This is a genomic window from Zhihengliuella alba, from assembly GCF_039538765.1.
GTDB lineage: Bacteria > Actinomycetota > Actinomycetes > Actinomycetales > Micrococcaceae > Zhihengliuella > Zhihengliuella alba.
Window position 1 is genome coordinate 779,931 of sequence record NZ_BAABCJ010000001.1, and the last position, 25,741, is coordinate 805,671.

A 25,741-nucleotide genomic window follows, 5' to 3' on the forward strand; every position below is an offset into this window, starting at 1 on the left:
GCGAGGTGATATCGACTACACGCACTGTGGACAACCTCAGACGGTCCGCTGCAGGGCGGCGACACCGGACAGCGGCAGTACGTGACGCGCCACGATCCGGGAGTTGGAGACATACTCGCCCACGGAGTGCGCGGCGATCTGGATGAAGTCGACGCCGACATAATCGACAGTGCCCGTCGCTGCCGCCGAACCATCGACCGCGTAGATCGTCACGGGCGCTCGGTCGCGGGCCACGGCCCGCAGCGCCATCCGCAGGCTGATCTTGGTCTGCCGGAGGTCGGACTCGGGCGCGACGCGCTCCCCGTCGGCAACCAGGCTGCGCACTGCGGACGTCAACAGCAGGTACTCGAGCGGTGCCGCGCCCAGCGTGATCCACCCGGTACCGACATGGGAGAGCACTCCGGAGAACCGCTGGCCACCCAGCGTCGTCGCGTCGACCGACTGCCCGACCCAGGCCACCAGGCGCGCGGCGAGCGCGACCTGCGACTTCTCGATCCGCACCATCTCCTGGACCTCGGCGGCCCGATCGTGGACCGCCTCGGCCTCGAGTTGAGCCTCCAGGTCGGCGAAGAGCGAGTCCCATCTCATGCGGGCAAGCCTAGCGGCAGTCCGGGGTCGCCGCTCTGGATCCGGCGTGGAGTGCGCAGAGCCTCCTGAGCGGACCGGTCGACGACCAAGAGAGCCAAACGTCTGGACAAGCACCCAACGCAGCTGTCAGGATGAAAGAACATCAAACAGCATCAAAATGATTCGTACAGATCCGTGGGCAGCTGCGGCCGGCCACGAGGAGTCACTCGTTCGCCGAGGAGTCGATCTGCGCGGGAAAGGAAATCCGATGCGAACCGCACTGGCGTCCGGGCCGGAGCCCCTGCTCGACGAAACGGAGGAGGAAACCAGCACCCGCCCGGGAAAGCCCCTCCCGTCGGACGTGGTGCTCGCCCTCATCCCGTTCTGCGTCATGCCTGTAGTCCTCGCGGCGGCACGATCCCATCTCGACTCGCAGCCCTGGGACGCGCTCCTGCTGCTCCCACAGCAGGTCTCGGAATCCGGCCTCCAGGCGGCCGTCGTCGCATTCCTGGCCGCAGTAGCCGCCCTCGCCTGCCTGTGGTGGGCTGGCACTCTCGCCCTGGCAGTTCTCGGCGCATGCCTCCGGCGGATCCGGCTTCCCCGGCTCGCGTCGGGGATCGACCGGCTCGCTCCGTCGCACATGCGCAGGATCGCCGCGCTCGTCGTCTGCTTCAATGTGGCCACGGCCCCGGCCGCGTTCGGCGCATCGGGGACTGAGCCTGCTGCCATCGAGTCCGTCGCCGCCGGAACAGCGACGCCGGCCACCGCACCGTCTCCGGGGTGGGTGACGCCGACCGGCGCAGACCGCGGTCACAGCAGCACGTCCCGGCCCCTCGAGGCCCCGGACCCGGCCTGGCGGCCTGCCCCGCCGCCACCCGCCCTGGAGCGCGTGCTCGGCCCGACCCGCCCCGTTTCCGACGAAGTCGTCGTCAGGCCGGGCGACACGCTCTGGAGCCTGGCTGCCCGGCACCTCGGCCCGGACGCGTCGGACCTCGACATCGCGGAGGAATGGCCACGCTGGTACCACGCGAATCTGGGGGTGATCGGCTCGGATCCGAACAGTCTCCACCCCGGAATGGCGCTACGACCGCCGACGGGCTAGGCGCTACCCCTCCCCTGCTCCGCGTCGACACGGAGAGGTCAATCGACACCGCTGCAGCGACCTGCTGCCGCCCCCCATCATTCGAGTCTTCCCAGCTCACCCACCCGAGGAGTTCCCATGACCGCGATAGCCCACCGCAGCTCTGAACCGTCCCCTTCCCCGGACACCGCAGCCGAAGGAAGCGGCCGCGAGAACGGGCACCCCAGGCTGCGACTCATCCGCCTCGACGAAACGCCGGCGCCAGGCGCTGCCACCGCGCCAGTCCGGAGATTCGCCGATGTCGCTCCCTGGGTGGCGCCGTCAGCGGAGCCTCAGGAGACGCCCGGTGCTGCGGCCCAGGACGACGGGGAACGAGGGACGGCAGCTCAGGCCACCACCTCGACGCTGGTCGCCGAGCACATCCGGCGGACGCGCGAGCGGCAGCGGACCGATGAGGCGGAGTCCGAACGGCGGGCGCGTCGAAGCGAAGCGCTCCGCGAGGAGCAGCGCCACGTCGCCCAGGTGGTCCGGCTGGTCGGACAATCGACTTTCGAGGTCCTGGCGGGCGTGCGCCCGCTGGTCCAGCTCAGCCGGTGGCTCGACGCGCCCACCTTCGAGCGGCTGCAGCAGCGACTCGAGATCGTCTTCGGACAACCGGTCAATCCGCGAATGCCGGCGGCCTCGCTCCACCCTGCTCCGGCCACAGCCCGCAGCGGGCCCAACGCCCCGCGGGGCGCCACCCGTCCGACGCAGACCCCGGTCCAGCGGCTACGCGTCTGCCGGGTCGCGGCGCAGACCTACGAGGCGTCCGTGATCGTCAATGTCGGCGGCCGACTCCGCGCTGCCGCCGTGCGCCTGGAGAAGCGCCGCGGGCAGTGGAAGGTCTGCGCGCTGGAACTCGGCTGAGCCCGCTTCCCGACCTCGAGCAGCGGACACGCCACTGGGGTCCTGCCACGGCCGACGGCCGGGACAGGACCCCAGTGGCAGGGACTACTTGTTCTTCTTCTTGGTTCGGCGCTCCGCCCGGTTCGCCGGCTCGGCGGCGGCCTGCCGCTCCTCCTTCGTGGCGGCCTCGCCGGTCTCGCTCGGCGCGGTGTAGCGCAACGACGCCGGCTTGGCCGGCGCGTCGAGGCCCGGTGTCGACAGTGTCGGAGCTGCGGCCGCGGAGCGCCCGTCGGTGACGCCCGGCAGATTGACGGCGGGGGCGGCGGGCTTGGTCTCGACCTTGATGTTGAAGAGCATGCCGACGCTCTCCTCGCGGATGGACTCCATCATGGTCTGGAAGAGGACGTAGCCCTCGCGCTGGTACTCCACCAGGGGGTCGCGCTGAGCCATCGCTCGCAGGCCGATGCCCTCCTTCAGGTAGTCCATCTCGTAGAGATGCTCCTGCCACTTCCGACCGATGACGCTCAGGACCACGCGGCGCTCCAGCTCCCGCATGTTCTCCTCGCCGATCGAGTCCTCCCGCGCCTGGTACTGCAGGCGCGCGTCAGAGAGCAGTTCCTCCTTCAGGAGGCTCGCGGTGATGTTGCCGCGACCGCCAACCTCCTCGGCCACCTCGTCGAGGCTGATGCTGACCGGGTAGAGCTGCTTGAGGTTGATCCAGAGCTGCTCCAGGTTCCAGTCATCCGGGTTCCGCTCGGCAGTCGCCTCCGCCACCATGGCGTTGATGACGTCCTCGAGGAAATGCTGGACCTTCTCGTGCAGGTTGTCGCCGTCGAGGATCCGGCGGCGGTCGGTGTAGATGGCCTCGCGCTGACGGTTCAGGACGTCGTCGTACTTCAGGACGTTCTTGCGCTGCTCGGCGTTGGTCGACTCGACCTGCGCCTGAGCCGTCTCGATGGCCTTGGAGACGATCTTGGACTCGAGCGCCATGTCGTCGGGAAGGTTGGGATTGTTCATGATCCGCTGGGCCGCGGCCGCGTTGAAGCGGCGCATCAGCTCATCGGTCATGGAGAGGTAGAACCGCGACTCGCCGGGATCTCCCTGACGGCCGGAACGGCCGCGGAGCTGGTTGTCGATGCGGCGGGACTCGTGCCGCTCCGTACCGAGGACGTAGAGCCCGCCGAGGCTGCGCACCTCCTCGGCCTCCGCCTCGACCTTCGCCTTGCACTGCGAGAAGACGTCGTCCCAGACGCGCTCGTACTCCTCGGCGTTCTCCTCCGGGTCCAGTCCGCGGCGGTTCATCTCGGCGACCGCCAGGAACTCGGCGTTGCCGCCGAGCATGATGTCCGTGCCGCGACCTGCCATGTTGGTGGCGACGGTGACGGCGCCCTTGCGGCCGGCCTGAGCGACGATGCCGGCCTCCCGCGCATGCTGCTTGGCATTGAGCACCTCGTGCCGCACGCCGGCCTTCGCGAGCTTCCGCGAGAGGTACTCGCTCTTCTCGACGCTCGTGGTGCCGACCAGCACGGGCTGGCCCGCCGAGTGCCGCTCCACGAGGTCCTCGACGACGGCGTCGAACTTGGCGACCTCGTTCTTGTAGATGAGATCCGCCTGGTCCTTGCGCTGCATCGGGCGGTTGGTGGGGATCTCGACCACGCCGAGCTTGTACGTCCCCATGAACTCACCGGCCTCGGTGGTGGCCGTGCCCGTCATGCCGGACAGCTTCTCGTAGAGGCGGAAGTAGTTCTGCAGCGTCACGGTGGCCATGGTCTGGTTCTCGGCCTTGATCTGCACCCCCTCCTTGGCCTCGATCGCCTGGTGCATGCCCTCGTTGTAGCGACGCCCGGCCAGGGTGCGGCCCGTGTGCTCGTCCACGATGAGGACCTCGCCGCCGATGACGACGTAGTCCTTGTCCTTCGTGAACAGCTCCTTGGCCTTGATCGCGTTGTTCAGGAACCCGATGAGCGGCGTGTTCGCCGTCTCGTAGAGGTTGTGGATGCCGAGGTAGTCCTCCACCTTCTCGATGCCGGGCTCGAGAACGCCGACCGTGCGCTTCTTGACGTCCACCTCGTAGTCGGAGCCGAGCTCGAGGCGCTGGACGATGCGGGCGAACTCGGCGAACCACCGGTTCACGTCGCCCTGCGCCTGCCCGGAGATGATCAACGGGGTACGCGCCTCGTCGATCAGGATGGAGTCGACCTCGTCGACGATGGCGAAGTTGTGGTCCCGCTGGACGAGCTCGTCCCTCGACCACGCCATGTTGTCGCGCAGATAGTCGAATCCGAACTCGTTGTTCGTGCCGTAGGTGATGTCCGCCTGGTACTGCTGGCGCCGGGCCGCCGGATCCTGCTTCGAGAGGATGCAGCCGCTCGTCAGACCGAGGAAACGGAAGACGCGTCCCATCAGGTCGGACTGGTACTCGGCGAGGAAGTCGTTGGTCGTCACGATGTGGACGCCGCGCCCGGTCAGGGCGTTGAGGTAGGCCGGGGCCGTCGCCACGAGGGTCTTGCCCTCACCGGTCTTCATCTCTGCGATGTTCCCCAGGTGCAGGGCCGCCCCGCCCATCAGCTGCACATCGAAGTGGCGCATGCCGAGCGTGCGATCGGCCGCCTCCCGCACGGCGGCGAAGGCCTCCGGCAGGAGGGCGTCGAGGGATTCGCCGTCGGCGATGCGCTTCTTGAAACTGTCGGTCTCAGCGCGGAGTTCCGTGTCCGTCATGGACCGGAACTCCTCCTCGAGTGCGTTGATTGCGCTGACATACCCGCGAAGACGCTTGAGGGTCTTCTTGTCGCCGGTACGTAGGACGCGTTCTAGCAGTGACGCCACGTGGTAGCTCCATTTTCTATGGCACAGGAAAACTGGCTCGGCCAGTCTATACGGGCTGCCCGGAACGGCAGGCCGCGGCACCGGGCGTCGGCCTGCGCCGCGAGCGAACGGCCACGGCACCGGGGCGTCTGGCGGCGCTCCCCGGGCACGCGGAAGGGGCCGGACCCGCAGGTTCTGCAGGTCCGGCCCCTCACGGTCCGGCCGGTGGACTACTGGCTCGGTTCAGACGCCTGCAGGCTTCTCGTCCCGGTAGTGACGGGTCTCGACCGTCTCCGGTTCCTGACGGTCGCCGTCGAGCTCGATGATGCCGTAGGACCAGCCCTTGCGGCGGTAGACGACGGCGCACTGGCCGGTGGCGTCGTCGACGAAGAGGTAGAAGGGGTGGCCGACGAGCTCCATCCGGTCGACGGCGTCGTCGACGCTCATCCGCGTCGCGGGGAAGACCTTGCGGCGGATCTCGACGGGGTTGGCGTGGTCCTGCCCCTCGTTCTGCTCCACCGGCTCGTCGGCGGCCGCAGCGTGCAGGGGCACGCCGCTCGGCGCCGGCTCCAGCCCCCCGGTGGCCTGGAAGACGGCGGTCGGCGTGTGGCGACCGTGGTGGACCTTGCGCTTGTCGCGTGCGCGGCGGAGACGCTCGAGCAGCTTGCCGAACGCCAGATCGAAAGCGGCGAACTTGTCCGCCGCGTGGGATTCGGCCCGGATCGCCGGGCCCTTTGTCATCACCGACAGCTCAACCGTGAGCTGGGTCTCGGGGTTCTTGCAGTGGGGCTCCTTCGTCACCTTGATATCGAGCCGCTGAAGCTTCGCGGCCAGTTGTTCCACCTTGTCGACCTTCTCCTCCACGTACTCGCGGAAGCGGTCTGAGACGCTGATATTGCGTCCGGTGAAAGTCATCTCCATGGTGTCCTCCTACGTCCTCGGTGACACGACAACGGCCGGAATCGCGCGCCTCCGGACCGCTGAAGATGGGTGCGTCGTCCCTGTCGGGATGCCCATACTTCACCGTAGATCACCTACGTCAGGATGCAAGAGATTTCCGGAATGTTTACCCTCCGTTGATGCGGTTCACAGTCATTTCGGAGCCGCGCGGATCGTGGGTGGCAGCGACGACGACGGCGCCGGCAACCACGGCTCCGGCGGCCGCCAGGGCGCGGTGCGCCTCCGCGACGGTCGAGCCGGTGGTCAGGACGTCGTCGACGATGACGCAGGTGCACCCCCGGAGGTCGGCCTGTGATCGCATGGTCCCGCGGACGGCGGCCCGGGCGCGCCGCCCCCGCCCCTTCTGCGCCCCCGCCCCCTCGGGGCCCGCCCCGAGCCGTGCCCGCGCGGCCTCGAGCACGGCGACGACCGGGGCCGACGGCAGGACATGCGTCCAGGGTTCCGCGGTGCGCAGCACGGAGGCGACGCCGAAGCCCGGCGGCTCCAGACGACGACGCCGCATCCAGCGGAGCAACTCCTGCACGGGCGCGTAGCCGCGGCGGACGGAGGCGGAGCTGCGGGACGGAACCGGCACCAGGAGGATCGTGCGGCTGCCGGCCCAGGCGGCGGCACGCTGCGCCTCCGGGGCGAAGGCGTGCACGGCCCCGGCCAGGGCCGGCCCGAGGACGGACAGCAGCCCGGTGCGCTGACGGTTCTTGTACGCGAGGAGGCTGGCCGAGAGCTCCCCGGCGTAGGGCCCTGCGGCGACGACGGGCAGGGGCCGGTCGAAGGCGTCGAGCGGGAGTGCCTCGGCAGCGTCCTCGACCCGGGCGGGCCGGACCGTGCTGTGCCGGAGCCGCGCAGCGCAGGACGGGCAGAGGACGGAGTCCTGGCCTCCGCAGGCGACGCACTCCGTCGGGGCCACGAGGCCGAGGAACTCCCCGGCCGCTGCCGCGAGCGAGCGGCCGGAGCGGCCGAGGACCCAGCCGTCCACGGCCGTCGCGGAACGGCGGAGGACCGTCCCGGGGCGGTTCTCCCGTGCCTTCTCGTCTCGATCGTCCACTCCGCGAGGATGCCCGACGGGACGGACGCCGCCACCGGCCGCCCGGGGCCGCGGGGATGGTCCCGCGGTGCCCGGGGCGCTGTGGAGGGCGACTCGGTCAGCCGGGATACGCGAGACCGCGGACCTGGATCCCGTTGTCCTTCCAGACGTTGGCCACCTGGGACCAGACCGTTCCCTGCGCCTCGGCATACACGATGATGTCGTCGCCCGGGCCGCTGGAGATGCTCGTCATGCCGAGGAGCACGTTGAGCGGTTCGGTCCGTCCGTCCAGACGGACCCGTTCGGGCCGGACGGTCTCGCTGTCGCTGGGGTCGATGACGATGACGGCGTCGGACGCGTCCCAGACGACCTCGCCGAGCGGCACCGTCGCGGGCAGTTCGATCGGTGAGGTGAAGCCACGGGGCACGCCGGTCGAGTCGCGGATGATCCCGACGACGTAGAGGCGGCGTTCGTCGCCTCGCCCGGCGATGACGGCGGCGCGCGTGCCGTCCGGGGAGACCCGGAACGAGTCGACGGTGAGGCCATCGAGCCATTCGGCCGCGATCTCCAGGGTCTGCCGGTTCTCGAGGCCCTCGTCGGCGGAGGCACGGATGACGGAGACCTTGCCGGTGCCGGAGTCCACGGCCCACAGCCAGCCGTGGACGTCCATGCTCGGCCTGACGAAGCGTTCGCCCATGGCCACCTCGGCGAGGGCCCCATCTGCCCCCGTGCTCTGGGAGACCATGTACACGTGGGTGCGGTCGCCGCTGAGGAAGGCGTACTGGCTGCCGCCGACCTCGGCCCCGGCCGGCGACATCGCCGGTTCGATCGGCTCGTAGGAGCTCACGTTCGGGATGTTGCCGATCTCGATGGTGCTGCCGCCGCCCTGGTAGAGCACCAGCTCCCCGTCGGCGATGCCGATCTGGACGTCCGGGACCTCTGCCTCCGCCGAGACCTCGACGAACTCCTGGGATCCCTCGAGCGCGACGGCCGTCTGGTTGACGGTCATCTGCACGGCACTGATGTTGTTGACGCCGTCGAGGGTGAGTTCGAGCTGCTGCTGCATGCGCAGTCTGGTGAGGGCGGACGCGTCGGCGAAGACCCCCTCCTGGAAATCGACCGTCGCGGTGCTCCCCTCCACCGGCACGGCGTTCCGGGCCAGTTCGCCGGCCTCCGGGAAGGCTGTGACCACGGCTCCCTGGAGGTACGGCTGCGGTCCCTCGAGAAGGGCCCGCACGAGCGTCGACGCCAGTGACTGGCGCCGCGCGAACCAGCGGTAGTCCGGGGCGGCGTGCGAGTAGGTGGCGTTGTAGAAGTAGAGCGGGTAGGAGCCGAAGACGTCGATGAAGCTGCCCTCCTCGAGCAGCGTGAGGTTCGGCGTCTCCGCGATGCGCCACTGCCCGTCGACCTCGTCGAGGACCATCCGGACGGTCTCGATCCTGGGCTCGGTGAAGCGCTGCATGACTCCGAACTCGTCGATGCTCGCCGTCGTCGCGACCTCGACGGAGTACTCGCCCGCCCCCGCACCGCCGACCACGTTGGGCTGGCCCGTGTAGACGAGGGTGGCGGCACTGGGCTGCCAGCTGCGGGAGAGCTGCGGCGTGAGGAACTCCCGCGCCGTGCCGTACTCGTCCGCGGGCGAGAGGCCAGCGGTGACGAATCCCTCGATGATCGTCTCCGGCTCCGCGTCCTGCGCCGGCCCGGGCGGGTTGAACTCGTACGTCACCCCGCCCGGCTGGGTGGCGTCCGCTGCGCTGACGCCGACCGGGCCGTCCGTCGGGATCGAGGCGCAGCCGCTGAGCAGCAGCGCGACGACGCCCAGGAGCGCGAGCAGCAGCCGTGGGCGGCTGGAGACGGTTCTCATCGGGTGCCCTCCTCTGCGGCGAGTTCACGCGGCGGCGGCAGCGGCAGCGGGGACTCGCCGATCGTGCCCCCGAGCCGGCGCGGCAGCGTGAGCCTGAAGCAGGAGCCCTCGCCGGGCTCGCCCCAGGCCTGGAGCCAGCCTCCGTGCAGTCGCGTGTCCTCCGTGGCGATCGACAGGCCGAGACCGCTGCCGCCGGTGGTGCGGTTGCGGGCCGGGTCCGCCCGCCAGAAGCGGTCGAAGACGTGGGCGACCTGCTCCTTGGACATGCCGATGCCGTGGTCGCGGACGGACACGGCGACCGCCGAGTCGTTGCCGCCGATCGACACGTCGATCGGACGGCCCTCGGAGTGCTCGACGGCGTTCATGACGAGGTTGCGCACCACCCGCTCGATCCGGCGCGGGTCCATCTCCACCACGAGCTTCTCGGGACCGTGCAGGCGGAGCGGGGCGCCGGCCTTCTCGGCATGCGGCTGGGCCGTCTCGAGCACGCGCTGGACGACGGGCCGCAGATCCAGGTCGTCGGCGTCGAGCGCTGCCGCTCCGGCGTCGAACCTCGAGATCTCCAGGAGGTCGTTGAGCAGCGTGCCGAAGCGCTCGACCTCGCGGTACAGCAACTCGGCGGACCGGCGGTTCACCGGGTCGAAGTCTTCCTTGGCGTCGTGCAGGACCTCGGCGGCCATCGCCACGGTCGTCAGCGGGGTGCGCAGCTCGTGCGAGACGTCGGAGACGAAGCGCTGCTGCATCTGCGACAGCGTCGCCAGCTGGATGATCTGGTCCTGAAGGCTGGAGGCCATGTGGTTGAAGGAGTTGCCGAGACGGGCGACCTCGTCCTCGCCACGGACCTCCATGCGCTCCTCCAGCCGTCCGGAGGCGAGCTTCTCCGAGACCGCGGCGGCATTGGAGACGGGCCCGACGACGAGGCGGGTCGTGTACCAGGCGATGAGGCCGATGACGACGAGGAGGAGGATGCCGGCCAGCAGGATCGTGCGGTGGAAGAAGTCGAGGGTCTCCTGGACGCTGGAGAGGTCGTAGATCCAGTAGAGGCCGTAGTCGGCGCCCGGCGGCAGCGTGACCCTGGTCCCGAAGGCCAGGCCCGGGACCTGCTCGTTGCCCACGACGTAGGACATCGACTGCCAGTAGATGCCGTTCCCGTCGCGGACGGCCTCGGTCAGCTCGAACGGGACCGAGCCGGTGGTCAGTCCCGGCGATGCGATGGAGGGAACGTACATCGTCTCGCTGCCGGGCAGCAGGGCGAGGACGAAGTCCCGCTCGCCGCTGGCGCCCTGATTGGCGTGGGCCTCGAGGGTCTGGCGGACGTCCGTCCACACCTGATCGCGCTCGCCACCGGTCTCGAGGGACGCGAAGGTCGCCTTGACGTTGTTCAGCCCGTTCATGGCGTCGACCTGGAGCTGGTTGAAGCGCTCCTTGAACAGCCCGGAGGCCACCTGGTGGGACACGAAGACCCCGGTCGCCCCCAGGGCCAGGGCCGAGAGGGTGAGCGTGACGGCGACGACCCGCAGCTGCAGGGAGCGCCTCCAGACCATGGCGGCGAGTCGCCATGCCAGACGCGCGCGCTTGGCGAGCCGGCGGATCCAGGTCAGTTCGTACCCGCCTTGTAGCCGACGCCCCGGACGGTCAGGACGACCTCGGGGTTCTCCGGGTCGCGCTCGACCTTGGAGCGGAGCCGCTGGACGTGCACGTTGACGAGCCTCGTGTCGGCCGCGGCGTGCCGGTAACCCCAGACCTGCTCGAGCAGTTGGTCGCGGGTGAAGACCTGCCAGGGCTTGCGGGCGAGGGCGACGAGGAGGTCGAACTCGAGCGGGGTCAACGAGAGTCGCTCGGTGCCGCGCATCACGGAGTGCCCGGCGACGTCGACGGTGAGGTCGCCGATCCGGAGCGTCTCGGGCGCCTGCTTCTCGCCGGGCCGGAGACGCGCCCGGACGCGCGCGATGAGCTCGGCGGGCTTGAAGGGTTTCGGCACGTAGTCGTCGGCACCGGACTCGAGGCCACGGACGACGTCGGCGGTGTCCGACTTGGCGGTCAGCATCACGATGGGGGCGTCGCTCTCGGCACGGATCTGCCGGCAGACCTCGATCCCGTCGAGACCCGGCAGCATGAGGTCCAGCAGGACCAAGTCGGGATTCGACTCGCGGAACGCCTCCAGCGCGGCCGCGCCGTCGTTGCAGAAGATCGGATCGAAATCGTCGTTGCGCAGGACGATGCCGATCATCTCAGCCAAGGCGTCGTCGTCAACCACCAGAATCCGGGCCTTCATGACTCCCCTTCGTCGCAGCCGTCGCGGCGTGGCCGCATGCATCCAGTCTTCAGCCTAACCGGAACCGTGCCGATCCCGGGCCAGCTGCGCGAACCTCGGCGCGTAATACTGCCGGTCGAGCCCCGGCCGTGCGTCAGGCGGCCGCCTCGGCAGCGAGCTGGCTGAGGGCCTCGGAGGTGTCCGTCAGTGCTGTCAGGACGGCCCGGACCGCGACCGGCGGCAACGCCTCCAGACCGGAGGCCGGCATCAGGACCGTCTGCGGCAACTGCGCCTCGGCGAGCCCGAGCTGCCGCCACGGCCGGTGGATGCGGCGGACCATCTCGGTCACGCGCGGCAGCCTCGGGACGTCCTCCGCGTCCAGTTCCAACCGCGCCGGATCGAGCAGCCCGAGCCACACCGAGCGCCCGCCCTCGACGAGCCCGGCAAGCTGCTCCCAGGCGGCCGTGTCGAGCGCGGCGACGTTCAGGCCGGCGCCGTCGAACCCCGCGCCGGTGAGCGACTCGACGACGACGGGCACGTCGGCCGAGTCGACGTCGGTACTGAGCACCGTCTCGGTCCCCGCCGCGCGCAGGGCGTCGGCGAGTGTCCGCCAGGCGGCGGTGGCCTCGTGCCGGGGCACCGAGCGCAGCGTGCGATAGCCGCTCACCGTCGGCACGGCGCCGGCCAGGACCGGGCCGAGGCCGGACTCGTCGATCTCGACGGTGATGCGCTCGACGCCGGTGCCGCTGCGCACCGCGTCGACGTGGCGGGCGGCCCCGACGGCAAGGGACTCGGCGAGGTCGCGCCGGGCGCCGTGGTCGCTCAGCGCACGCTCGCCGTTGGACAGGTACAGGCTCCGCGCCAGGGCCAGGGGGCCGACGATCCGCACCTTGAGCTCGGCCGCTGGGTCCGACTGCGCACCGAGGACGTCGGCCGTGGCGTTGATGTCGCTGCGCAGGGCGCCGGCGATGCGCACGGCGTCGCGGCCTGGGCGCGCACTCAGGCGCCATCCGTACGACTGGAGGTCGACGTGCAGCTCCTCGAGCAGCCCGGCGGTGCGACCCACGGCGTCGGACCCGACGCCGCGGTCCGGCAGCTCGACGAGATGCGGCAGGTGGGGATGCCCGAGCTCGCCGTGGACGATGCGCGACGCCTCGAGCGGATCGGTGCCGGGCATGGGGCCGCGCGCGCTGGCCCGGACGGTGTGGCCGGGTGTGACGGTGTGGCCGGGTGTCATGGGCGCTGCTGCCGGGCCGGGTCCTGCTGGTGGTTCTGCGAGATCGCCTCGTGGTGGCGGATGACCTCGGAGATGATGAAGTTCAGGAATTTCTCGGCGAACGCCGGATCGAGCTGCGCCTCCTCCGCCAGGCGGCGCAGGCGGGCGATCTGGGCCTTCTCCCGCCCGGGGTCCCCGGCGGGGAGCCGGTGGCGGGCCTTGAGGTGTCCCACGCGCTGGGTCGCCTTGAACCGCTCCGCGAGGAGGTAGACGAGGGTGGCATCGATGTTGTCGATGCTCCCGCGCACGGCCAGCAGCTCGCGCATCACCGCCGAGTCCACGGCGCCCTGCAGGGAGCTGGCCGCGGGATCGTAGCCGCCGTCGTCGCCCTCCGGGATCGGCTCCGCGACGGGCGTGGGGTCGGTGTCCTCGGCGCGCGCCGGCTGCGTCTCGCTCATGCCCTCCAGTCTATCGGCGGGCCGCAGCCGACGCCCGCCGGGTCCCGACTGTTGCGCGCGCCCCGGGTACCGCTACGCTGGCGAGCTATGCTGACCCGCCGAGACGCCGCCATCGCCCTGGACATCCCGCTCGAGATGGCCCGACGCCACGGGATCCCCGCCCGGCTCTCCGACGCCGAGCTCCGGGCCCTGGTCGCCGACCCTCCGGCCTGGCTCGCCCAGTCGAAGGCCAACCGCACCGGGAGACGACCGGTCTGGCTCCACCTCACCTGCACGGTCTGCGGGTTCACCGAGGCGGTCCGGCCCAAGAAGTGGTGGCCGGAGTTCGACTTCCTCTACTGCGCGTCCCACCCGGCGCGTGAGTTGCCGCCGACGCCGCCGGGACGCGTGCGCTGCGAGTACGAGGAGGTCGGCACGCGCCTCACCGGCGTCGTCGACGAATCCGCGGACCCCGCCGCCTGACCGGCCGAGCCGACGCCCCGCGGTCTTGCGTCCGCGGTCAGGAGACGGCGGCCGGGTCCCAGGACCGGTTCCGGGCGGAGTTGATCGTCGCCTGGCCCAGCACGCGGGTGCCCTGGTAGAGCACCATCGTCTGCCCCGGGGCGACGCCCTTGAGGGGCCCGTCGAGATCGACGACGAGCTCGGACGCCGCGTCGTCGTCCTCAGTGTCCGTGGTGACGAACGCCCGGGCGGGTACCGGGTCCGCGTGGGCGCGGACCTGCACCATGCACTCGAACGACTCCCCGGCCTCGGCCTCGGGCAGCGGCAGCCCGGCCCAGCTGATCTTGATCCCGCGCAGCCGATCGACCTCGAGCAGGTCCTGCGGCCCCACGACGACCTTGTTCTCCTTGGGCCGGATCTCCAGAACGAAGCGCGGCTTGCCGTCCGCGGCGGGACGACCGATCTTCAGTCCGCGTCGCTGGCCCACGGTGAACGCGTTGGCTCCGGGGTGCGTGCCGACGTCGTTCCCCTCGTGGTCGACGATCTCCCCCTCGGTCATCTCGATCCGCTCGGCGAGCCAGCCGCGGGTGTCGCCGTCGGGGATGAAGCAGATGTCGTGGCTGTCCGGCTTGTTGGCGACCGTGAAGCCGCGCTCGGCGGCCTCCGCGCGGACCTCGGCCTTCGACGGCGTCTCCGCGAGCGGGAAGAGGGAGTGCTTGAGCTGCTCGTGCGTGAGGACCCCCAGCACGTAGGACTGGTCCTTCGCCCAGTCGGCGGCGCGGTGGAGCTCACGGGAGCCGTCCGGGTTCTCGACCACCTTGGCGTAGTGCCCCGTGCAGACGGCGTCGAACCCGAGGGCCAGCGCCTTCTCCAGCAGGGCGGCGAACTTGATCCGCTCGTTGCAGCGCATGCAGGGGTTCGGGGTGCGCCCGGCGGCGTACTCGGCGATGAAGTCGTCGACCACGTCCTCCTTGAATCGCTCGGAGAAGTCCCACACGTAGTACGGGATGCCCAGCTTGTCGCAGGCCCTCCACGCGTCGTTGGAGTCCTCGACCGTGCAGCAGCCCCGGCTGCCGGTGCGCAGGGTGCCGGGCATGCGGGACAGCGCCAGGTGGACGCCGACCACGTCGTGCCCGGCGTCCACGGCTCGGGCCGCCGCCACGGCGGAGTCGACGCCGCCGCTCATCGCTGCCAGTACTCTCATGCTCCCCATCCCGTTCCTGCTGTCCGAATGCTGCTCTGCCGGGCCGCCAGCCCGGCCCGGCTGGCGCGGGCGTACGCCTCGCCGATCGCCGCGACCAGGGCGTCGACGTCCGCGCGCGTCGTCGTGCGCCCGAGCGTGAACCGCTGCGCCCCCCGCGCCCTCTCCTCGCTCATCCCCATGGCGAGCAGGACGTGGCTCGGCCGGGGCACCCCGGCGGTGCAGGCCGAGCCCGTCGACGACTGCACGCCGAGCATGTCCAGCACGAACAGCAGCGAGTCGCCCTCGCAACCCGGGAACGTGAAGTGCGCGTTGCCCGGCAGCCGCTCCCCCGTGTTCCCGGGGTCGGCGGGTCCGCTCAGCCGCGCCTCGGGGACGGCGTCCGCCACCCCGTCGATCAGCCGGTCCCGCAGACCGGCGAGGCGCTCGGCCTCGACCGGGAGGTGCCCGACGGCCTCGCGCGCTGCCGCCGCGAATCCGGCCGCGGCCGCCGCGTTGAGGGTTCCGGAGCGCAGGGCGCGCTCGTGGCCCCCGCCGTGCTGGACGGCGGTGAGGCGCACGTCCCGGCGGACCACGAGGGCCCCGATGCCGACCGGTCCGCCGATCTTGTGCGCACTGACGGCCATCGTGGCCAGGCCCGACCGGGCGAAGTCGAGGGGCAGGGCCCCGAACGCCTGGACGGCGTCGGAGTGGACGGGGATGCCGTGCGGCTCGGCGAGCGCGACGACGTCCCGGACGGCCTGGACCGTGCCGACCTCGTTGTTGGCCCACATGGCGGTCACGACGGCGATCCGCTCGGGCGCGTCCGCGACCTCCTGGCGGAGGCGGTCCAGGTCGATCCGGCCGAGACCGTCGACGGGGAGCCAGCGGACGTCGGCTCCCTCGTGCTGCTCCAGCCACTCGACGGTGTCCAGCACGGCGTGGTGCTCGATGGCTGGGCAGAGGATGCGGTTGCGGGCCGGATCCTCGTCCCGACGGGCCCAGTAGAGGCCCTTCAGCGCCAGATTGTCGGCCTCGGTGCCCCCGGAGGTGAAGACGATCTCCGTGGGATGGCAGCCGGCCGCGGCGGCCAGCTCCTCGCGGGCGTCCTCGACCACACGGTGGGCCCGCCGTCCTGCGCCGTGCAGGGAGGAGGGGTTGCCGGTGCGCGCGAGCTCCCCGGTCATGGCCTCCAGTGCCGCCGGCGCCATGGGCGTCGTCGCGGCGTGGTCGAGGTAGACCGGTCCCGGCGGTGCGGCTGCGGGGATGGAATCCACGGTCTCCAAGGCGGGTCGGGAGCGGGCGGTGCGCCGAGCCGGGTGGCTCGTGCTCCCCGCAATTCTACGCCTCCGGGTCCTCGTCCGGCTCCGCCGGGAGCGGGTTGATCTCGTCACCTTCGGCGTCCAGACGGACGTCGCGTCCGACGGGCAACGCCTCGAGGCCGGGATGCTCCACGACGGCACGGATCAGCTCCGCCGGCCCGGCGAGGAGCGTCGAGTCCTCGTACAGCTCGGTGGAGAGGAACCAGGCGCGGTCCGCCGGCCAGGCCAGGTCCGGGGCCTGGCGCTCCGCGACGACGTCGTTCCCAGCCCAGAGCGGGTCCGCCAGGTCGGCGGCGCCGCCGCGGAAGACCCAGTAGGTCTGGTACCCGGAGGGGTCGAGCTCGAGGACGTCCGCCTGCTGCGCGGCGGTCAGCTCGATCCGGGCCCCGTCCTCGGCGGTGACGCCCGCGGCGAACGCGTAGCCGTTCCAGAGGCCCAGGCAGATCTGATCCGGGGTCGCGGTGTGAGCGGCCAGCAGCCCGGCGAGCTGCGCCAGGTCCGGCTGGGGCAGCCCGTGCGCGATGGGGGCGTCCCCCTCCCAGGCGTCCTCGCAGAGCGCGTACCCGGCCTCGTCGATCCCGGCGAGCGCCGCGAACTGGGCCCCTGCGTGGAAGACCGTGCCGCGGGCCGCCGCGACGGCGGCCCAGCGCACGGGGCGGCCGTCGAAGTCCCGCGCCGGGTGGAAGATCCGGGCGACGGCCGGGTACCCGGAGGGCACCTGGGTGGCAACGGTGGGGATCGCGGAGCGGTGGGCGGCACGGGCCTCGGCGACCCAGCGGCCGGCGGCGGAGCCGGCGAAAGTGATCGGCATGTCCACCAGCGTACAAGTCGCCCGGCGGCGGTGCGTCCGGTCTGCGCGCGGGGCGACGGAGGACTAGACCGCGGCCCGGCCTGATAAGAATGGGGTGACGAGAAGGAGAACCACCATGGGCATGTTCGAACCGCGACTGCTGCACCCGGTGCACGAGTTCGGCCACCGCACGGTGGACTTCTCCCGACGGATCGCCGTCATGGCCATTGTGAACCGCACCCCGGACAGCTTCTACGACAGCGGCTCGACGTTCGGCCTGCACGAGGCCGTGGGCGCCGCCCTGCGCGCCGTCGGTGCCGGTGCCGACTGGGTCGACATCGGCGGTGTGCCGTTCGCCCCCGGGCCGGCGCTGCCCGCAGCGGCCGAGGCCGAGCGCGTCGTCCCCGTGATCGAAGCCGTCCGTGCCGAATCCGACGTCGTCATCTCGGCGGACACCTTCCTGCCGGCGGTGGCGGAGGCGGCCATCGAGGCCGGGGCGGACGTCATCAACGACACGACCGGCCTGGCCGACCCGGATCTGGCCCGCGTCGTGGCCGACGGCGGCGTGCACGTGGTCCTGACGCACTCGCTGGCCCGGCCCCGCACCGTGTACCCGCGCCCGCGCTACGGCGACGTCGTCGCGGAGGTCGTCGACTTCCTCCGCCGGCGGGTCGACACGGCCCTCGCGGCCGGTGTGGCGCCCGAGAAGATCATCGTGGATCCCGGGCACGACCTGAACAAGAACACCCTGCACACCCTCGAGGTCACGCGCCGCTTCGACGAGGTCGCCGGTCTCGGCTACCCCGCGCTGGCGGCCGTGTCCAACAAGGACTTCATCGGCGAGGCCCTCGACGTGTCGAAGCGGGAGCGCACGGCCGGCTCCCTGGCCGCGGCGGCCATGTGCGCCATGAACGGTGCACGCATCGTCCGCATGCACGGCGTCGAGGAGTCCGTGCAGGCCATGAGGCTGATCGAGGCGGCCATGGGGTGGCGGGAACCGGCGTACCTGAGGCACAACATGGGCGAGGTCAACGAGCCCGCGGCGGATCCCCCGTCCCCCGTCCGTGCACCGCGGGTCCGGGAGGCGAGGCGCTGATGCTCCCGGCCCACCAGTCCATGACGGACGCCGAGCTGCTGGAGGCCTATGCGCCACCGCGGACCACGGCACCCTTCGTGCGGTTCAACTTCGTCTCCACGCTCGACGGCGCGGCGACGCACCGGGGCGTCTCCGGGGCCCTGGGGAATGAGGCGGACCAGCGCATCTTCGCACTGCTGCGCCGGCACGCGGACGTGATCCTCGTCGGGGCCGGCACCGTGCGCGCCGAGGGCTACGCGGGGGCGCTGGTGGATGTCGCTGCGCAGACGTGGCGCGTGGGGCGCGGCCTGCCGGCCCACCCTGCGGTCGCCGTCGTGAGCGGCTCCCTGGGCCTCGAGCCGGACAGTCCGTTCGTCGCCGAGTGCCCGGTGCGGCCGATCGTCCTCACCGGTCCGGACGCCCCGGAGGGGCGCCGGAGACGCCTCGAGGAGGTGGCGGACGTCGTCGTCCTGGAGCGCGGGACGACGGCGGCGCCCATCGTCGAGGAGCTCTCCCGCCGGGGCCACCGGGTGATCCACGGCGAGGGCGGCCCGCACCTGCTGGGGACGTTCGTCGCCGGGGACGCCGTGGACAGCCTCTGCCTCACGGTGAGCCCCCTGCTCGCGGGCGGGACGGCCGGCCGGATCGCGGCCGGCGACGACGAGCCGGACCTGCGCCGCCTGGCACTGCACCACGTGCTCACCGAGGACGACGCGCTCTTCCTCGAGTACCGGCGACGGGATCCGGAGGCGTCCGCTCCGTAGGGCCGTGCGGCCCCGCCCCGTGGCGGCTTCGTTAGGATGGTGGCCGAGGCTGACCGGAAACGACGAGAGGCGGAGCGTGCCCCAGCAGCGGACGCACTACGAGATCCTCGGCGTGCCCCGGGACGCCAGCGCCACGGACATCAAGGCGGCCTACCGGCGCGCGGCGCGCCAGACCCATCCCGACCACGGTGGGGACCCGTCCGAGTTCCGTCTGGTCTCGCTCGCCTACGAGACGCTCTCCGACGAGCGGGCGCGCGCCGTCTACGACCGCAGCTACGGCGGCGCCTCGGCCTACACCCGGGCCGCCGACGACGAGGCCGCGTCGTACCGCGCCTCGGCCTCCGCGGCGCCGACGGGGCCCGCGCGCCGGAGCACCGCGACGGAGCCGACCCGCTACGTCCCCCCGTTCCGGGACGACGTCGTACCCGTCCTGAGCCGGGAGCTCGCCGAGCAGCGGGTGCACGGTGTCCCCCGCAAGCGCGGCCTCTTCACGGGTCAGGCGCGGCTCCAGCGCGAGGCGAGGACCGTGTCGCTGCTCTCGAACCAGGTGCTCTCCGTCCTGCCGTCGGCACGGCTGGTCAACGGCCTCCACTCCCCCGCCGACCGGGGGTTCATCGATCACGCCGTCCTCGCCGGCTACCGGCTCGCCCTCGTGGACTCCATGCTGCTCCCCCGCGGCGTCTACCGCTGGGACGGCCAGACGCTCCTGCAGAACGGCCGGCCCATCTCGCCGCCCCGGCTGGCCCCGGCCGTCCGGCGGATGCAGGACCTGCTGCTGCCGGAGGTCAACGTGACGGGGTGGACCGTGATCCATGCCCCGGACGGCAACCTGCACGAGCCGGTGATCGACTACGCGCGCGGCGCCGAGCCCTCCTCCGCTGCCGCGCCGATGCATGTGGTCAATGCCGCGAACCTGGTGCGCGAGCTGAAGCTCTTCCTGGCGACCGGGCCCGAGCCGAACGTCGTGGACGTCCCGCTGCTCGCGAGGATGATCGGCGGCATGTACTGACCCCGGCCGCCCGGCCCGCCTCGTCGAGCGGGACCGCCACCGGCCGCGTCGTCGCGCCGGTCCCCGGGCCGGCCCGGGGCTAGGATGTCCCGGTGTTCAAAATCCTGTTCTACACGCCCGAGATCCCGGGCAACACCGGGAACGCCATCCGCCTCGCCGCCGTCACGGGTGCCGAGCTCCACCTGGTGGAGCCGCTGGGCTTCGACTTCGAGGACGCCAAGCTCCGCCGGGCCGGCCTGGACTACCACGACCTGGCACGCGTGACCGTGCACCCGTCCCTCGAGGCGGCGTACGAGGCCCTGCTGCCGGCGCGCGTGTTCGCCTTCACCGCCGAGGGCCGGACCGTCTACTCCGACCTCGAGTACGCCCCGGGCGACGTGCTGATGTTCGGCCCGGAGTCCGTCGGCCTGCCCGAGGACGTCAAGCGGGACTCGCGCATCTCCGACCTCGTGAAGCTGCCGATGCTCCCCTCGCGACGCTCCATGAACCTGGCCAACACTGCCTCGGTCGCGGTCTTCGAGGCGTGGCGGCAGCAGGGCTTCGCCGGGGCCGGCCCGCGCGCGTGAGCCTGCCCACCCGGTCGGAGTCGACGCCCGGGTCCTCGGCGCCGTTCCCCGCCCCGCCCGCGGCATCGGGCCGACCGGCCACGCCGCACCCCGTCCGCTCCTACGGTTCGCACAACTGCCCGGGGTAGCGTGTAATGTAACGGGTCGATAACGAGTCGGCCCCGATGCGGATCGGGTGGAACGGAACGGATGGAGATCATGGGCGAACGCTCCGAGGCACGGCGGATGGAGGGCCGCAGGTCCGCAGGACAGGACCGGCTGGCTCGGGACACCCCGGCGCCCGACACTCGAGCCCACGCTCCCGAGCGGCAGGCCGCGGACGTCGACGACGCCTTCGGGGACCCGTCGGCCTCCCCTTCGGACCATGATCTGGGTCTCTCCCTCGTCGACGAGGTCGCCACATCGCGCTCGCCCCGCCGCGACGGCCGGGCGACGAAGCGGACGCTGCTGGTCGTCGCCGTCGCAGTGGTGATCGCGGGCGTGATCGCCGCCTTCCTGACGCTCTCCCCGCGCGACATCGTCGCCGATGTACGCGGCGCCTCGGACGCGCGGCCTCCCGTGAGCGTCGAGCACGACGGCGGCGGCTCGGCCAGCGTCGTCGTCTCCCCCGACGAGAACGCCGGTTTCGTCGAGATCGCCGACCTGCCCGCCCCGGAGGGCGGCATGGCCTACCAGGCCTGGGTCGTCGAGGGCCAGACCGGGACGCACAGCCCGCTGGACCAGTTCGAGCCCGGATCAGGCAGCGGCGCCGTCGGCTTCACGGGCCTGAAGGACGTCGCCACGGTCAACATCACGTTGGAGCAGGTCGGCGGGGCGGAGCAGCCGACCAGCGAGCCGCTGGTCTCCATCGAGGTGCCGCCGGTCGAGTAGCCACTCGCCGCCACGGGGCGGACACCACCCCCTCGGACACGCCGATCGCCGGCTTCCGGGTCCGCCACGGCGGGCTCAGAAGCCGGCGATCGTGTCCTCCGCGTTGACGGCGACCACATGGAACGCCTCCGCGAAGCGTCCCTCCGGGAGGCCTCCGTCGGCCGCCTTCTCCGCGAGCTGCCGCCGCACGTAGTCCTCCATCCGCCCGAGATCGGGGTGCTGGCTCAGGTGCTGCCGCAGGGCCTCCAGCTTGGTGTCCACGTGGGCGGTGATGTCCACCCGGTGGTTCTCCCGCTCCGCCGGCCCGGCGTAGAGCCACAGCCAGCGCAGCTTGAACGCCTCGAGGCCCCGGGCCTGCAGGTCCGGGTACGCGAACGGGTTCTCCACGGCCGGGTAGACCGCCCGCGTCACCGCCTCGCCGCAGGCGAGATGGTCCGGATGGGACCGCTGCAGCCGGGTCCAGTCCCGCTCCGGGTGCATGGCGAGCACCACATCGGGCCGCAGCCGGCGGATGAGGGCGACCACCTGCTCCATGACCGTGTGGTCCGGCTGCAGGAACCCGTCCCGGTGCCCGAGGAAGTGGACGCGCTCGACGCCGACGCGCCGGGCGGCGTCGAGCTGCTCCTCGCGGCGCAGCTCGACGATCCGGTCGCGCTGGGCGGGGTCGAAGCCGCCGGCGTCGCCGTCGGTCATCAGGCAGTACTGCACGTCCACTCCGGCGGCCGTCCAGGACGCCACGGTCCCGGCCGCCCCGAAGTCGAGGTCGTCGGGATGCGCCGCGAAGGCGAGCACGCGTTCGACCCGCTCGCGCTCCGGGTCGAACACCGCCCCCGCGCTCACGCCCGGCGCCGCTGGATCTCCGCAGCCGCCTGCGGCAGGACGTCGCCCAGGTCGCCGACGATGCCGAAGTCGGCGATCTCGAAGATCGGCGCGTCGGGGTCGGAGTTGATGGCCACGATGGTCTGGGCGGTCTGCATGCCGGCCTTGTGCTGGACCGCCCCGGAGATGCCCGCGGCGATGTACAGCTGGGGGGAGACGGTCTTGCCCGTCTGCCCGACCTGGTAGCCGTGCTCGATCCAGCCGGCGTCGGTGGCGGCGCGCGAGGCCGCCACGGCGGCGCCGAGGACGTCGGCGAGCTGCTCGACGGCGGCGAAGTCCCCCTCGACGCCCCGGCCGCCAGCCACGACGACCCGGGCGTCCTCGAGCGCGGGCCGGCCCGAGGCGGGCTTCTCCTCGGTCGACTCGATGCGCGCCGCCGGCCCGGCCTGCGGGACGGGGACGGTGCGCTGCGTGGCATGGCCCGCGCCCTTGGCCGCCGGCTCGACGCTGTTGGCCTTGACGGTCGCGACCGCGATCCCGGTGGTCGCCCGCGACTCGGACGTGTACGCGCCGGCGAGGACCGACTTGGTGAAGGTCTTGCCGGGCCCGACGGCCACCACATCGGTGACGACGCCTGCGCTCAGCCGGATCCCCGCGCGGGCGGCGATCTCGCGCCCCTCACCCGTGTTGGGCAGCAGGACCAGATCGGCGCCGGCATCCTGCGCGGCGGCGACGACGAAGGCCGCCTGCGGTGCCACGAGCAGTTCCTCGAGCGGCGCATCGGGCACGACGACGGCGGTCGCCCCGTACGCTCCGAGCGCGGTCACGGCCGGCTCGGGCAGTTCGGCCGGGACCGCGACGACGACCTCGCCGTGCGATGCGGCGATGGCCAGCAGCTCGCGGTCGGCCTTGCCCGGCTCGGCGCCCTGTGCCAGCGAGGGCGAATCCAGATAGACGAGTGTGGTGCTCATGTTGTCTCCCTCGGTGTCCTAGAGCAGCTTCTGGTCGGCCAGGAAGTCGGCCAGCTTGACGCCCGCGTCCCCCTGATCGGTGATGACGGTGCCGGCGGAGCGCGGCGGTCGGGCCGCGCTGGAGACGACCTCGGTCCAGGCGCCGGCCGCGCCGACCTCCTCGGCGCTGAGCCCCAGATCGGTCAGCGCCAGCGTGCGCGTCTTCTTCTTCTTCGCCCCGATGATGCCCTTGAAGTTCGGGTACCGCGGCTCGTCGAACTGGTCCGTCACGGACACGAGCGCCGGAAGCGGGGCGCGCAGGCGCTGCGTGCGGGTGTCGCCGTCGCGGCGGGCGGTCACCTCGCCGCCGTCGACGGCGACCTCGGAGACCAGCGTCAGCTGCGGCAGGCCGAGACGCTCGGCGAGTTGCGACGGGACCAGCGAGGTCTCGGCGTCGGTGGAGGCCATCCCGGTGATGATCAGATCGAACCCGCCGAGGTGGCGGACGGCGGCGGCGAGGGCGAGGGACGTCCCGGCAGCGTCGGATCCGGCGAGGGCGTCGTCGCACAGGTGGACGCCCTCGGTGGCCCCCATCTGCAGGGTCTTCTTGATGGCGCTGCCGGCACCGTCGGGTCCCATGGTGAGGACCGTGACCTGGTGCCCGGCCTTGGCTCCGCCGTGGGCCTCGATCAGCTGCAGTGCCGCCTCGACCGCGTACTCGTCGAGTTCGGAGAGGATGCTGTCGTTGCGCTCCACCCGGTGCGTGCCCGGGTCTAGGCGCCGGTCGAACTGCGCGTCCGGGACGTACTTCACCAGCACTAGGACGTTCAGCGGCGATGCGTCGCTCATGTCTGCCTTTCGGTCGGTTGGTCGCCCGCGGAATCACGGATCCGCCGGGTTCGCCCCCATGCTATCCCGCCGACGGGGCAATGGGTTAATGTCTGTTAACCGGTTTCGGCGCGGTCCGCGGGCCTCGACATGCCCGCGGACCGCGCCGCCGCCGACCGCTCCGGTCAGGAGCCCGTGGACTCGCCCACCGTGACCTCCGCGGTCTGCTCCTGGCCGTCGCGCAGGAACTTGACCTCGGCCTTGCTGCCGGCCGCGTACTCGCGGATCACGGCGGTCAGCGAGAGGCTGTCGTCGACCCGCCGGTCGTCGACACCGGTGATGACGTCGCCGACCTCGAGCCCGGCCTCCGCGGCCGGCGAGTCCGGCACGACCTCGCGCACGACCGCGCCCGTCGAGAACGACGTCGGCCGCTCGCCGCTGAGCGCGGCCTGCGGCTGCACGCTCACACCCAGCAGGCCGTGGGTGGCCGTGCCGTGCTCGATGAGATCGTTGGCGATCCGCTTGGCGTAGTCGATCGGGATCGCGAACCCGACGCCGATGTTGCCGCCCTGCTCGCCCTCCGAGCCGGAGGCGATGGCGACGTTGATGCCGATCATCTCGCCGTTGACGTCGACCAGCGCACCGCCCGAGTTGCCGTGGTTGATGGCCGCGTCGGTCTGGATGACGTTGATGTAGATGGACCCGGCTCCGCTGGACTGCTCTTGGCCGGGGAACTTGAACTGCTCCTCGGGCCGCCCCTCCCCCTCGGTAGGGGCCTCGGGCACGGCGGAGGACTGGACGCTGATGGTGCGGTTCAGCTTGGAGACGATGCCGTCGGTGACCGTCCCGCTCAGGCCGAGGGGGGCGCCGATGGCGATCGCGGCGTCGCCGACATTCAGCTCGCCGGAGGAGCCGAGCTCCGCCGGGACGAGGTTGTCGGCCTCGATCTTGATCACCGCGAGGTCCGACATCGGGTCCATGCCGACGATCTCCGCCGGCAGGACCCGGCCGTCGGCCGTCTGGACCGTCAGGACCGGCTCCGCCGTCGCGCCCCCCATGGTCACCACGTGGGTATTGGTGAGGATGTGGCCCTCGTGGTCCAGGACGATCCCGGAGCCGGAACCGCCGCCCTCGTTCGAGGCGGCCTCGATGGTCACCACGCTGGGCGCGGCCTTCGCGGCGGCGGCGGTCACGGCCGTCACGTTCTCGGGGTTGTTGATGACCACGGAGTCCTGTGACCCGGCCGTGGAGACCGCCCCCGCTCCGTCGTCGAGCAGGTAGTCCGCGCCGACGGCCGCGCCGCCGCCGACGAGCGCGGCGAGGACCATCCCGCCCACGAGCACGCCGGCGCCGAAACGGCGCTTCCGGCGGGTTGGGCCGGCCGGCGCCATCCCGTAGTACGCCGGCTCGGAGTCGTCCGGTCGGCCGTAGACGCCGTACGGAGAGCCACCGTACGGGGCTTCGCCGCCCTGGGATTCGCCCTCCTGGGTCCGGGCGTACGGGGTGTCGTCGTGCCCGTCGGGCCGCGGGCCGGGTCCGCCCGGGCGGCCGTTCGCGGTCGAGTCGCCGTGGCCCGTGCCGAACAACGGCGCGGTCGGCTGCTCCCGGTGCTCCGGCCCGGGCGCCTGCGGAGGCGTCTCCGGGCGAGGGGGCAGACCGGCCCCCTCGTGCCCGGGGCGCTCGTCCTGCGGATCCGTGCCGTGGCGGTCACTCATGGCCTTGTCGTCCTTTCGTCGGTACTTTCGGACTCAACTATGCCCGGCCGCCCTGTGTTCCGTGCCCGCCATCGCTATGCGTTTCCTGAGTCTTCGCTCCACGCGAACGGCCGCCTCCCCCGCGGAAGGGGTCGCTTGCCCCCGCCCGCGCGCCCGGCCGGCGGCTCCGGCGCCACCCCGCGGAGGAGTGGCAGACACACCCGCCGGGAGGCCATAGAATCGCCCTAAGCCACACGTGATCCACGGCATGGGCCACCGTCGTCGCCGCACACCGATGCGGTGCGCGGCGAGGCCCGCCACG

Annotated in this window: 24 protein-coding genes; 8 read left to right on the forward strand and 16 right to left on the reverse strand. The window is 71.9% G+C overall.

Going from position 1 to position 25,741, the window contains the following annotated elements; all coding sequences use genetic code 11:
• Nucleotides 1–36: 36 nt before the first annotated feature.
• The gene (locus ABD784_RS03470; protein WP_344879972.1) at nucleotides 37–588 is read right to left on the reverse strand and encodes a hypothetical protein; all 552 of its coding nucleotides are present in this window, start codon (nucleotides 586–588) and stop codon (nucleotides 37–39) included.
• Nucleotides 589–835: 247 nt separating this feature from the next.
• On the opposite strand from ABD784_RS03470, the gene ABD784_RS03475 reads away from it, so the two are divergent.
• Nucleotides 836–1,669, forward strand: coding sequence for a LysM peptidoglycan-binding domain-containing protein (locus tag ABD784_RS03475; RefSeq protein ID WP_344879975.1), 834 nt, complete (start codon nucleotides 836–838; stop codon nucleotides 1,667–1,669).
• A 291-nt stretch (nucleotides 1,670–1,960) separates the two neighbouring features.
• Nucleotides 1,961–2,554 carry an Rv3235 family protein gene (locus ABD784_RS03480; RefSeq protein ID WP_344879978.1) on the forward strand — a complete coding sequence of 198 codons (594 nt, stop codon included), beginning with the start codon at nucleotides 1,961–1,963 and terminating at the stop codon, nucleotides 2,552–2,554.
• Between the two features lie 84 nt (nucleotides 2,555–2,638).
• Here ABD784_RS03480 and secA read toward each other — a convergent pair whose 3' ends face one another.
• From secA to ABD784_RS03520, 8 genes are all read right to left on the reverse strand, one after another.
• On the reverse strand, nucleotides 2,639–5,359 hold the full coding sequence (gene secA, locus ABD784_RS03485; RefSeq protein WP_344879981.1) for a preprotein translocase subunit SecA: 2,721 nt from the start codon (nucleotides 5,357–5,359) through the stop codon (nucleotides 2,639–2,641).
• Nucleotides 5,360–5,581: 222 nt separating this feature from the next.
• The gene (gene hpf, locus ABD784_RS03490) at nucleotides 5,582–6,259 is read right to left on the reverse strand and encodes a ribosome hibernation-promoting factor, HPF/YfiA family (RefSeq protein WP_344879984.1); all 678 of its coding nucleotides are present in this window, start codon (nucleotides 6,257–6,259) and stop codon (nucleotides 5,582–5,584) included.
• 145 nt (nucleotides 6,260–6,404) lie between these two features.
• A complete protein-coding gene (locus ABD784_RS03495; RefSeq protein ID WP_344879987.1) occupies nucleotides 6,405–7,340 on the reverse strand; it encodes a ComF family protein in 936 nt (311 codons plus the stop codon).
• 97 nt (nucleotides 7,341–7,437) lie between these two features.
• Nucleotides 7,438–9,183, reverse strand: coding sequence for an LpqB family beta-propeller domain-containing protein (locus ABD784_RS03500; protein ID WP_344879990.1), 1,746 nt, complete (start codon nucleotides 9,181–9,183; stop codon nucleotides 7,438–7,440).
• On the reverse strand, nucleotides 9,180–10,727 hold the full coding sequence (mtrB, locus tag ABD784_RS03505) for an MtrAB system histidine kinase MtrB (protein WP_344879994.1): 1,548 nt from the start codon (nucleotides 10,725–10,727) through the stop codon (nucleotides 9,180–9,182). Before mtrB ends, ABD784_RS03500 begins: the two co-directional genes overlap by 4 nt.
• Before the next feature lie 53 nt (nucleotides 10,728–10,780).
• Nucleotides 10,781–11,458, reverse strand: coding sequence for an MtrAB system response regulator MtrA (gene mtrA, locus ABD784_RS03510; protein ID WP_344879997.1), 678 nt, complete (start codon nucleotides 11,456–11,458; stop codon nucleotides 10,781–10,783).
• Nucleotides 11,459–11,591: 133 nt separating this feature from the next.
• Nucleotides 11,592–12,674, reverse strand: coding sequence for a uroporphyrinogen decarboxylase/cobalamine-independent methonine synthase family protein (locus ABD784_RS03515; RefSeq protein ID WP_344880002.1), 1,083 nt, complete (start codon nucleotides 12,672–12,674; stop codon nucleotides 11,592–11,594).
• Nucleotides 12,671–13,111 (reverse strand): chorismate mutase, encoded by a 441-nt coding sequence (locus ABD784_RS03520; RefSeq protein WP_344880005.1) that lies wholly within the window; start codon nucleotides 13,109–13,111, stop codon nucleotides 12,671–12,673. Before ABD784_RS03520 ends, ABD784_RS03515 begins: the two co-directional genes overlap by 4 nt.
• Nucleotides 13,112–13,198: 87 nt before the next feature.
• On the opposite strand from ABD784_RS03520, the gene ABD784_RS03525 reads away from it, so the two are divergent.
• Nucleotides 13,199–13,573, forward strand: coding sequence for a hypothetical protein (locus ABD784_RS03525; protein WP_344880008.1), 375 nt, complete (start codon nucleotides 13,199–13,201; stop codon nucleotides 13,571–13,573).
• Between the two features lie 37 nt (nucleotides 13,574–13,610).
• Here the strand turns inward: ABD784_RS03525 and mnmA are convergent, their stop codons facing one another.
• The 3 genes from mnmA to ABD784_RS03540 form a co-directional block, all read right to left on the reverse strand.
• Nucleotides 13,611–14,756 (reverse strand): tRNA 2-thiouridine(34) synthase MnmA, encoded by a 1,146-nt coding sequence (mnmA, locus tag ABD784_RS03530; RefSeq protein WP_344880011.1) that lies wholly within the window; start codon nucleotides 14,754–14,756, stop codon nucleotides 13,611–13,613.
• A complete protein-coding gene (locus ABD784_RS03535; protein ID WP_425582926.1) occupies nucleotides 14,753–15,943 on the reverse strand; it encodes a cysteine desulfurase family protein in 1,191 nt (396 codons plus the stop codon). The genes mnmA and ABD784_RS03535 overlap by 4 nt, the downstream gene beginning before the upstream one ends.
• A 130-nt stretch (nucleotides 15,944–16,073) precedes the next feature.
• Nucleotides 16,074–16,865: a hypothetical protein gene (locus ABD784_RS03540; RefSeq protein WP_344880017.1), complete on the reverse strand. Its 792-nt coding sequence runs from the start codon at nucleotides 16,863–16,865 to the stop codon at nucleotides 16,074–16,076.
• Between the two features lie 121 nt (nucleotides 16,866–16,986).
• Here ABD784_RS03540 and folP point away from each other — a divergent pair, with 121 nt between their 5' ends.
• The 5 genes from folP to ABD784_RS03565 all read left to right on the forward strand — a co-directional run bounded on the left by folP (nucleotide 16,987) and on the right by ABD784_RS03565 (nucleotide 21,128).
• Nucleotides 16,987–17,940, forward strand: coding sequence for a dihydropteroate synthase (gene folP / locus ABD784_RS03545; RefSeq protein WP_425582927.1), 954 nt, complete (start codon nucleotides 16,987–16,989; stop codon nucleotides 17,938–17,940).
• Entirely contained in the window at nucleotides 17,940–18,683 is a 744-nt protein-coding gene (locus tag ABD784_RS03550) for a pyrimidine reductase family protein (protein ID WP_344880023.1), read from the forward strand. The genes folP and ABD784_RS03550 overlap by 1 nt, the downstream gene beginning before the upstream one ends.
• Nucleotides 18,684–18,759: 76 nt before the next feature.
• Nucleotides 18,760–19,692 carry a J domain-containing protein gene (locus tag ABD784_RS03555; protein WP_344880026.1) on the forward strand — a complete coding sequence of 311 codons (933 nt, stop codon included), beginning with the start codon at nucleotides 18,760–18,762 and terminating at the stop codon, nucleotides 19,690–19,692.
• A gap of 92 nt (nucleotides 19,693–19,784) precedes the next feature.
• Complete coding sequence (locus ABD784_RS03560; RefSeq protein WP_344880029.1) at nucleotides 19,785–20,258, forward strand: tRNA (cytidine(34)-2'-O)-methyltransferase; 474 nt, start codon at nucleotides 19,785–19,787, stop codon at nucleotides 20,256–20,258.
• A 198-nt stretch (nucleotides 20,259–20,456) separates the two neighbouring features.
• Nucleotides 20,457–21,128: an anti-sigma factor gene (locus tag ABD784_RS03565; RefSeq protein ID WP_344880032.1), complete on the forward strand. Its 672-nt coding sequence runs from the start codon at nucleotides 20,457–20,459 to the stop codon at nucleotides 21,126–21,128.
• Between the two features lie 75 nt (nucleotides 21,129–21,203).
• Here ABD784_RS03565 and ABD784_RS03570 read toward each other — a convergent pair whose 3' ends face one another.
• The 4 genes from ABD784_RS03570 to ABD784_RS03585 form a co-directional block, all read right to left on the reverse strand.
• Nucleotides 21,204–21,968, reverse strand: coding sequence for a PIG-L deacetylase family protein (locus ABD784_RS03570; protein ID WP_344880035.1), 765 nt, complete (start codon nucleotides 21,966–21,968; stop codon nucleotides 21,204–21,206).
• The gene (locus ABD784_RS03575) at nucleotides 21,965–22,918 is read right to left on the reverse strand and encodes an electron transfer flavoprotein subunit alpha/FixB family protein (protein ID WP_344880038.1); all 954 of its coding nucleotides are present in this window, start codon (nucleotides 22,916–22,918) and stop codon (nucleotides 21,965–21,967) included. The genes ABD784_RS03570 and ABD784_RS03575 overlap by 4 nt, the downstream gene beginning before the upstream one ends.
• A gap of 18 nt (nucleotides 22,919–22,936) precedes the next feature.
• Entirely contained in the window at nucleotides 22,937–23,746 is an 810-nt protein-coding gene (locus ABD784_RS03580) for an electron transfer flavoprotein subunit beta/FixA family protein (protein ID WP_344880041.1), read from the reverse strand.
• A gap of 164 nt (nucleotides 23,747–23,910) precedes the next feature.
• Nucleotides 23,911–25,440 carry a trypsin-like peptidase domain-containing protein gene (locus tag ABD784_RS03585; protein ID WP_344880044.1) on the reverse strand — a complete coding sequence of 510 codons (1,530 nt, stop codon included), beginning with the start codon at nucleotides 25,438–25,440 and terminating at the stop codon, nucleotides 23,911–23,913.
• Between the last annotated feature and the right edge of the window lie 301 nt (nucleotides 25,441–25,741).

Bases quoted from the DNA above. Each gene is read 5' to 3' on its own strand.
- ABD784_RS03470 (WP_344879972.1), bottom strand. From the start codon at position 588: ATGAGATGGGACTCGCTCTTCGCCGACCTGGAGGCTCAACTCGAGGCC.
- ABD784_RS03475 (WP_344879975.1), top strand. From the start codon at position 836: ATGCGAACCGCACTGGCGTCCGGGCCGGAGCCCCTGCTCGACGAAACG.
- hpf (WP_344879984.1), bottom strand. From the start codon at position 6,259: ATGGAGATGACTTTCACCGGACGCAATATCAGCGTCTCAGACCGCTTC.
- ABD784_RS03500 (WP_344879990.1), bottom strand. From the start codon at position 9,183: ATGAGAACCGTCTCCAGCCGCCCACGGCTGCTGCTCGCGCTCCTGGGC.
- mtrB (WP_344879994.1), bottom strand. From the start codon at position 10,727: ATGGTCTGGAGGCGCTCCCTGCAGCTGCGGGTCGTCGCCGTCACGCTC.
- mtrA (WP_344879997.1), bottom strand. From the start codon at position 11,458: ATGAAGGCCCGGATTCTGGTGGTTGACGACGACGCCTTGGCTGAGATG.
- ABD784_RS03515 (WP_344880002.1), bottom strand. From the start codon at position 12,674: ATGACACCCGGCCACACCGTCACACCCGGCCACACCGTCCGGGCCAGC.
- ABD784_RS03520 (WP_344880005.1), bottom strand. From the start codon at position 13,111: ATGAGCGAGACGCAGCCGGCGCGCGCCGAGGACACCGACCCCACGCCC.
- ABD784_RS03525 (WP_344880008.1), top strand. From the start codon at position 13,199: ATGCTGACCCGCCGAGACGCCGCCATCGCCCTGGACATCCCGCTCGAG.
- mnmA (WP_344880011.1), bottom strand. From the start codon at position 14,756: ATGAGAGTACTGGCAGCGATGAGCGGCGGCGTCGACTCCGCCGTGGCG.
- ABD784_RS03535 (WP_425582926.1), bottom strand. From the start codon at position 15,943: ATGGCGCCGGCGGCACTGGAGGCCATGACCGGGGAGCTCGCGCGCACC.
- ABD784_RS03540 (WP_344880017.1), bottom strand. From the start codon at position 16,865: ATGCCGATCACTTTCGCCGGCTCCGCCGCCGGCCGCTGGGTCGCCGAG.
- folP (WP_425582927.1), top strand. From the start codon at position 16,987: ATGTTCGAACCGCGACTGCTGCACCCGGTGCACGAGTTCGGCCACCGC.
- ABD784_RS03550 (WP_344880023.1), top strand. From the start codon at position 17,940: ATGCTCCCGGCCCACCAGTCCATGACGGACGCCGAGCTGCTGGAGGCC.
- ABD784_RS03565 (WP_344880032.1), top strand. From the start codon at position 20,457: ATGGGCGAACGCTCCGAGGCACGGCGGATGGAGGGCCGCAGGTCCGCA.
- ABD784_RS03575 (WP_344880038.1), bottom strand. From the start codon at position 22,918: ATGAGCACCACACTCGTCTATCTGGATTCGCCCTCGCTGGCACAGGGC.
- ABD784_RS03580 (WP_344880041.1), bottom strand. From the start codon at position 23,746: ATGAGCGACGCATCGCCGCTGAACGTCCTAGTGCTGGTGAAGTACGTC.
- ABD784_RS03585 (WP_344880044.1), bottom strand. From the start codon at position 25,440: ATGAGTGACCGCCACGGCACGGATCCGCAGGACGAGCGCCCCGGGCAC.